Below are 6,353 nucleotides of genomic sequence, written 5' to 3' on the forward strand. Positions count from 1 at the left end.
GCATGCTGACTCGCGCGCGTGCCCTGCTGGGCTCCGCGCACCCGGGGCCGAGCATCGTCGTCACCGTGGTCGCCGGAGCGCTCGGCGTCGTCTCGGGCCTGCCGCTCGAGCGCGTCGCGCTGCTCGGCGCCGTCATTCTCGCCAACCAGCTGTCGGTGGCGTGGTCGAACGACTCGCTCGACGCCGAGCGGGACCGCGATGCCGCGCGAGCCGACAAGCCGACGGTGCGCGGCGACATCTCCCCCCGCGCCCTGCTCGTGTGGGCGGTGGCGAGCGCCGTCGTCTCGATCGCGCTCTCGCTCCTGCTCGGCCTGGCCGCCGCCGCCGCGCACCTGGTCTTCCTCGCCTCCGGCTGGGCCTACAACGCGGGACTCAAGCGCACCTTCTGGGCGACCGCCTGCTACGTGGTCGGCTTCGCGAGCCTGCCGCTCATCGTGACCTTGGCGCGCGAGGCGCCGCAGCCGGCGGCGTGGTGGGCGATCGGCATCGGCGGGATGCTCGGCCTCGCCGCCCACGTGGCGAACGTGCTGCCCGATCTCGCGGATGACGCGCGGCACGGCATCCGCTCGCTGCCGCACGCGCTCGGCGCCCGCGGGTCGGGCGTCGTGGCCCTGCTGGCGCTCGCGATCGCGGCGGCGCTCGGCGCGCTCGGGCCGCCGACCCTCAGCCCTCTCGGCATCGCGGGCCTGGCCGCTTCGGCGGTGCTCCTCGTGGCGGGGCTCGTCGTCGTGGCCCGCCTGCCCGGCTCGCGCGCGCTCTTCCGCATCATCATGGCCTCGGCGCTCACCGCGGTCGCGACGCTCGCGGGCGCCGGGTCAGCGATTCTCGGCTGACACCTTCTCGTCGTCGGGCACGACCTCGTTGCGAATGCCGATCGCCGAGGTGATCGCGCCCGCGGCGAGCAGTGCCGCGCACAGGATGAGCGCGCGGTCGAACCACGCGCCGTCCACCTCGGTGCCGATGACGAGGCCGAGCACGGCGATCGCGATGAGCCCGGCGACGCGCGAGACGGCATTGTTGGTCGCCGAGGCGATGCCCGACTGCCGCGGATCGATCGCGCCGAGGATCGCCGAGGTGAGCGGCGCGATCGTCATGGTGAGCCCCAGCCCGAAGAGCAGCACGCCGGGCAGTGCCTGCGTCACGAAGTCGAAGGGCTCGTCGATCGCGAGCATGAGGAGGAAGCCGACCGAGGCGAGCGCCGGCCCGCCGGCCATGAACCACCGCGGCCCGTACCGCCCGGCGAGCGTGCCGAACCAGGAGGAGAGGGCGATGTTGAAGATCGTGACGGGCAGCAGCACGAGCCCCGCCAGCGTTGCCGAGAGGCCGATGCCCTGCTGCAGGTAGATGACGATGACGAGCGACCCGACCGCGAGGGCGGCGTAGATGGTGACGGTCGCGAGGTTGCCGACGGCGAAGTTGCGCGAGCGGAAGAGCCCGAGAGGCAGCATGGGATGCGCGGCTCGACGCTCGCGGACGAGGAAGCCCGCGAGACACAGCACTCCGATGATGAGCGGCACGAGCACGATCGGGTCGCCCCAGCCGTAGTTGGCCTGCTCGATCAGCCCGAAGACGAGCCCGCCGAGCCCGACCGCGCCGAGCAGCGCTCCGGGGTAGTCGATGGGCACGCGCGTCTCGGCGGGCTCGTTGCGCATGGGCAGCATGAGCACGAGCGTCACAGCGATGGGGATGACGTTGATGACGAACACCCACCGCCAGCTGGCGAGGTCGGTGAGCACGCCGCCGATGAGGGGCCCGGCGAGGAAGGCGGCCGACGTCCACGCCGTCCAGATGCCGATCGCCTTCGCCTGCGTCGCGCCGCGGTGGGTGCTCATGATGAGCGCGAGCGAGCTCGGCACGAGTAGCGCGCCGGCGACGCCCTGCGCGGCGCGCGCGACGATGAGCAGCTCCGCCGTGGGGGCGAGACCGCACGCGATCGAGGTGACGCCGAAGCCGATGAGCCCGATGCGCAGAATGGCGACGCGGCCGAAGAGGTCGCTGAGCGAGCCGGCGAGCAGGATGAGCGCACCGAGGGTGATGAGGTACGCGTCGACGACCCACTGCTGCACGGGCAGGCCGCCGCCGAGCTCGTCGGTGATGGCGGGCAGGGCCACGTTGATGACGGTGCCGTCGAGGAACGCAACGAAGGCGGCGAAAATCGCGACGGCGAGCGCGCGGCGGTTGAGGGTGTTCACACGGACGAGTCAATCACAGGCGAAGTGCAAGTAGAAGCGCTTGTTCCAGATACCCTGAGGGGTATTTAGTGTACTCTGGGGGGCCAGCCCCTCGAAATGGAGACCCGCCATGCGCCGCACCATCAGCACCCTCGCCCTCAGCCTCACCCTCGCTCTCGGCCTCGCGGCCTGCGCCCCGAGCGCCGAGCCGATCGACCTCGAGGAGGGCACCGTGCTGCTCGACGTACGCACCCCGGGCGAGTTCGCCTCCGGCCACCTCGAGGGCGCCCTCAACGTCGACGTGCAGGCCGCCGACTTCGACGCGCGCGTCGCCGAGCTCGACCCCGACGCCGCGTACGTCGTCTACTGCCGCACCGGCAACCGCTCGGGTCAGGCCATCGCGCGCATGGAGGCGCTCGGCTTCACCGACCTCACCAACGGCGGCAGCGTCGAGAGCGCGGCTGCGGCCACGGGCATCCCGATCATCACCGACTGAGCGCGGCGCCGCTTGCTCAGGCGGAGACGGCAGATGCCTCGGCCCCGAGCTCGCGCACGCGCGGCATGACCTGCGTGCCGTAGAGCTCGATCGCGTGCATGAGCTTGTCGTGGCTCATCGGGCCGGTGCTGTACTTCATGTCGAAGCGCTGCACGCCCAGCCCCGTGACGGTCGCGGCGATCTTGCGCGCGACGGTCTCGGGCGAGCCGACGTAGAGCGAGCCGTGGGCGATCTCCGAGTCGAACTGGGCCCGCGAGGTGGGGCCCCAGCCGCGCTCGCGACCGATGCGCGAGTACATGACCTCGTAGTGCGGCCACAGCTCTTCCGCTGCCTGCTCGTCGGTGTCGGCGACGTAGCCGGGCGAGTGCACGCCGATGGGCTGCAGGGGCTGCTCGAGCTGGGTGAGCGCGCGGTGGTAGAGGTCTACATACGGCGCGAAGCGCGCGGGCTCGCCGCCGATGATCGCGAGCATGAGGGGGAAGCCGTATCGGGCGGCGCGCACGACAGACTCGGGGCTGCCGCCCACGCCGACCCAGGTGCGGATGCTGCCGCTCTCCGTCGTCGGGTAGACCTGCACGCCGTTGAGCGGCGGGCGGATGGTGCCCTCCCAGGTGACGGGCTGCTCCTTGACGACCTCGGCGAAGAGGTTGAGCTTCTCCTCGAAGAGCACCTCGTAGTCCTGCAGCGCAAGGCCGAACAGCGGGAAGGACTCGGTGAACGAGCCGCGCCCCATGATGATCTCGGCGCGACCGTTCGAGACGGCGTCGAGCGTCGCGAAGCGCTGGTGCACGCGGATGGGGTCGTCGGAGCTCAGCACAGTCACGGCAGTGCCGAGCTTGATGCGCTCAGTCTGCGCGGCGATCGCCGTGAGCACGACGTCGGGCGCGGAGACGGCGAAGTCGTCGCGGTGGTGCTCGCCGATGCCGAAGAAGTCGACGCCGACCCGGTCGGCGAGAACGCCTTCCTCGACGACGTCGCGGATCACCTGCGGGTAGCTGACGTACTCGCCGCTCGACTCCTTGCTGCGGTCGCCGAAGGTCTCGAGCCCGAATTCGAGGGAACCGCTCGTGGCGGCGTCTGCAGTGCTCATCGTTTCTGTCCGTCCCGAGCGGGGTGTCCGCTCACGTTCCTAATCGCGTCGTGCCGTTGACTTGCAGTCAATTCACACGCATTGACATCACGAACGCGAGGATGCGCGCTGCTATTCCCGCGCACCCGTCACGGTTGCAGGCGCCCCAGCGCCCACTCCCCGCTCGCGTCGCGCGTGTAGACGAGCCGGTCGTGCAGGCGCGACGTGCGGCCCTGCCAGAACTCGACGCGGTGCGGCACGATGCGAAAGCCGCCCCAGCGCTCGGGCCGCGGCACCGTCTCGACGCCCTCGAAGCGCTCCTCGGCCTCGCGCACCTTGCGCTCGAGACCCTCGCGCCCGTCGATGGGCTGCGACTGGTCGCTCGCCCACGCCGCCACTTGCGCGCCGCGCGGCCGGTTCGCGAAGTAGTCGTCGCTCGTCTGCTGCTCGACCGGCCGCGCCTCGCCGTAGAGAATGACCTGCCGATGCAGCGAGTACCAAGGGAACACCGCCGAGATGCCCGGGGTCGCCAGCAGCGCCCGGCCCTTGCGCGAGGTGTAGTCGGTGTAGAACTCGAACCCGCGCTCGTCGACGCCGCGCAACAGCACCGTGCGCACCGAGGGTGCGCCATCCGGATCGACCGTGCCGACGACCATGGCGTTCGGCTCGTACACCTCGCGCTCGGCCGCCTCGGCGAGCCACGCACGAAACTGCGTGACCGGGTCGGCGGCCGCGTCGGCCTCCTCGAGCTTCTCGACCCCGTAGTCGGTGTGCGTGCTCAGCGCCGCGGTGAGGTCGTCAGGATCGGGGTTCGACGGTGTGGCGGGGTTCTCGCTCATGCCGTCAGCGTAGGCGGCGCCGGCCGAGAAGTCGCCCCGACCTCGGCCCAGCGTTCGTGCCGGTACGTGGCAACTGTGTCGGCACGAGCGGCCACAGTTGCCACGAACGCGCACAGTTGTTGGCACAGTGCGGTCGCACGCGCCCGCGGCGTCCACGAGAGTGATGGAAATGGTGGACCTGAGGGTGTCTGAGTTCATGACATAGGTCCCAACTTGATACGTCCCTGATGAGTCGCGACATAGGTCACAGTCGCCCTCATGTCGAAGAACCGGGTCGTGGTCCTGAAGATCATCGCGAAAGAGCTCACCATCAGCGCCGCCGCTGAACGCTATGGGGTATCCCGACGCCACATACACCGCCTCGACGGCCCGCTACCGCGACAACGGTTTGGACGCCGTCGACCCACGGCCGCGGCGACCCCACTCGAACCCGACCGCGACCACCCAGTTGGTGCGCGAGCGTGTCGTGGAACTACGCCTGGAGCTGACCGCGCAAGGACTCGATGCTGGCCCGCTGACCATCGCCTGGCACCTCGAGCGCGAAGGCCACCGGCCACCGTCGACATCAACGATCCGTCGCATCCTGCACACTGCCGGCCTCATCACCCCCGAGCCGCGCAAAAGACCCCGCAGCTCCTACATACGATTCCAGGCAGCCCAACCCAACGAGACCTGGCAATCCGACTTCACCCACTGGCGCCTGGCCGATGGCACCGACGTGGAGATCCTGAACTGGCTCGATGACCACTCCCGCTACCTCCTAGGCTGCACCGCAGCCAGCCGCATCACCGGCGACCTGGTCGTGACCGACTTCCTGCGCGTCACCGACCTACACGGCATCCCCGCCTCCACCCTGACCGATAACGGCAGCGTCTTCACCTCCCGCTTCACCGGCGGCAAAAACGCCTTCGAATACGTCCTGGCCCTGCAAGGTGTGAGGCAAAAGAACGGCTCCGCCTCCCACCCTCAAACGCAAGGCAAGATCGAACGGTTCCATCAGACCCTGAAGCGGTGGCTGGCCAAGCAGCCCTGCGCCGACACGATCCGCGACCTGCAAGAACAACTCGACAGATTCCGCGACCACTACAACGAGCGCCGCCCGCACCGAGCCAACGACCGCGCCACGCCCGCCACCGCCTACCGGGCCACCGCCAAAGCCACCCCAGCAACCACGACGGCAGAACCCCACTATCGGGTTCGCTACGACCACGTCGCAGACGACGGAAAAGTGAGCCTGCGCCGCGCCGGACGCATGCACCACCTCGGGATCGGCGTCGAGCACCGACGCAAACGGATCCTGGCCCTCATCGACGACACCACCGTCACCGTCGTCCACCTCGACACCGGCGAGGTGATCGCCCGCAACAGCATCGACCCCACTCGAAGCTACTGGCGCAACACGACCAAAAGCGCCGGCCGATGGCCGAGCAAATGAGACCCATGTCGCGACTCAGATGAGACCTATGTCGCGACTCATCACAGTGTGGACCTGAGGGGACTCGAACCCCTGACCCCCTGCATGCCATGCAGGTGCGCTACCAGCTGCGCCACAGGCCCGTGGCTAACCCGGCTCTCGCCGGGGACAACTCGACAAGAGTAGTACACCGACCCGGTGCCCACCAATTCACGTCGGCCGAGCATCCGGCGCCCCGCCACGGTGTTGGATAGGGGCATGACCGCGACCCCCGTGACCGTGTCGATCACCCGCTCCGTGCCGCCCGAGCGCGCCCGCGAGTTCGCCGCCTGGGCGCGCGCCGGCGAAGACCTCATGAGCCAGT

At 69.7% G+C, this 6,353-nt stretch carries 5 protein-coding genes, 1 tRNA gene and 1 pseudogene; 3 read left to right on the forward strand and 4 right to left on the reverse strand.

What is annotated here, in order from left to right; genetic code table 11:
- Positions 1–2 precede the first annotated feature (2 nt).
- Positions 3–833, forward strand: coding sequence for a UbiA family prenyltransferase (locus tag FK219_RS10420; protein WP_152582646.1), 831 nt, complete (start codon positions 3–5; stop codon positions 831–833).
- On the opposite strand, the gene FK219_RS10425 is transcribed toward FK219_RS10420, so the two are convergent.
- Entirely contained in the window at positions 816–2,192 is a 1,377-nt protein-coding gene (locus FK219_RS10425; protein ID WP_152582647.1) for an MFS transporter, read from the reverse strand. The two genes, FK219_RS10420 and FK219_RS10425, sit on opposite strands and share 18 nt — an antisense overlap.
- 109 nt (positions 2,193–2,301) lie before the next feature.
- Between FK219_RS10425 and FK219_RS10430 the strand changes: the two genes are divergently transcribed.
- Positions 2,302–2,667, forward strand: a complete 366-nt coding sequence (locus tag FK219_RS10430) for a rhodanese-like domain-containing protein (protein WP_152582648.1) — start codon at positions 2,302–2,304, stop codon at positions 2,665–2,667.
- Between the two features lie 16 nt (positions 2,668–2,683).
- On the opposite strand, the gene FK219_RS10435 is transcribed toward FK219_RS10430, so the two are convergent.
- Both FK219_RS10435 and pdxH read right to left on the reverse strand, forming a co-directional pair.
- The gene (locus FK219_RS10435) at positions 2,684–3,757 is read right to left on the reverse strand and encodes an LLM class flavin-dependent oxidoreductase (protein ID WP_152582649.1); all 1,074 of its coding nucleotides are present in this window, start codon (positions 3,755–3,757) and stop codon (positions 2,684–2,686) included.
- A gap of 128 nt (positions 3,758–3,885) precedes the next feature.
- Positions 3,886–4,575 carry a pyridoxamine 5'-phosphate oxidase gene (pdxH, locus tag FK219_RS10440; RefSeq protein ID WP_152582650.1) on the reverse strand — a complete coding sequence of 230 codons (690 nt, stop codon included), beginning with the start codon at positions 4,573–4,575 and terminating at the stop codon, positions 3,886–3,888.
- 258 nt (positions 4,576–4,833) lie between these two features.
- Here pdxH and FK219_RS10445 point away from each other — a divergent pair.
- Positions 4,834–6,010: pseudogene (locus tag FK219_RS10445) on the forward strand (IS481 family transposase).
- Positions 6,011–6,059: 49 nt separating this feature from the next.
- Here the strand turns inward: FK219_RS10445 and FK219_RS10450 are convergent.
- Positions 6,060–6,132 (reverse strand) — tRNA-Ala (locus FK219_RS10450).
- Between the last annotated feature and the right edge of the window lie 221 nt (positions 6,133–6,353).

It is taken from the genome of Microcella pacifica (assembly GCF_009371975.2).
Classification (GTDB): Bacteria; Actinomycetota; Actinomycetes; order Actinomycetales; family Microbacteriaceae; genus Microcella; species Microcella pacifica.